The sequence below is a fragment of the Pseudomonas sp. 05N434 genome (genome assembly GCF_056396965.1).
In genome coordinates this window covers 1-855 of sequence record NZ_JBFTMK010000966.1, presented here as the reverse complement: position 1 = coordinate 855, position 855 = coordinate 1, and the positions used below count along the sequence as shown (strand labels likewise).

Genomic DNA, 855 nt, shown 5'->3' with positions numbered 1-855 from the left:
GCACCAGTGCCGCCCGTGATTGAACCGACCAACGTGCCCGAGGCAGTTTCACCGGTGTTGTCAGGCTCGCTGCCGATGACAGTGCCCGCCGCCAGGTCCTGGCCGTCCTTGGTCAGATCCAACGCCTTTTCGTAAACGGTCACGTCGTTATCGGGGGCCACCACGAGGGAACAGTTGGAGATGTCGATGGTGATGGTCGTGGTGCTTTCATCGCCGTCGCCATCGCGCACGGTGTAGGTGAACACGTCCGTGGCGCCCGGTTCACCGACCGAGTTCGGATTGCTGTGGTACACGGCGTTGCCGTTGGCATCCAGAGTGAGATAGCCGTAGGTGCCGTTGATGTGCGTATTCAAACCACCGATAGCCGAAGTCGAGGTATCGCCGCCGGCGCGCACGCCAACCACCGCGCCACCCAAGGCCGGGCCGTCAGCACCGAGCACATCATTGCCCAACACATTGCCGCTGACCGTGCCGCCTTCCGCCACTGAGACGACATCGGCACGAGCGGTTGGCACGTCATCGACGATGTTGATCACGATGGTGCCGGTGACGCTGTTGCCCAGAGAATCGGTGGCCTGATAGGTGAAGCTTTCGCTCAGGGTGTTCGCACCGTCGTTGGCGTGAGGGGTGGTCGTGGGGGGCGAGGTCAGGGTGTAGGTGTAGCTGCCGTCCGGGTTGAGCAGGATTTGCCCGTAGGTTCCGTTGGCGCTGCCGACCAGGCTGTACGTAATGGTGTCGCTGGTGCCGGTGACTGAACCCACCAGCGTGCCCGAGGCGGTTTCGCCGGTGTTGCCAGGCTCGCTGCCGACGACCGTGCTTCGCCGGTGTTGCCAGGCTCGCTGCCGACGACCGTGC

Annotated in this window: 1 protein-coding gene; it reads right to left on the bottom strand. The window is 63.7% G+C overall.

The features are described from left to right. A partial coding sequence (locus AC1DLB_RS31095) for an Ig-like domain-containing protein (protein ID WP_477786415.1) occupies window positions 1-855 on the bottom strand: 855 nt, incomplete at both ends.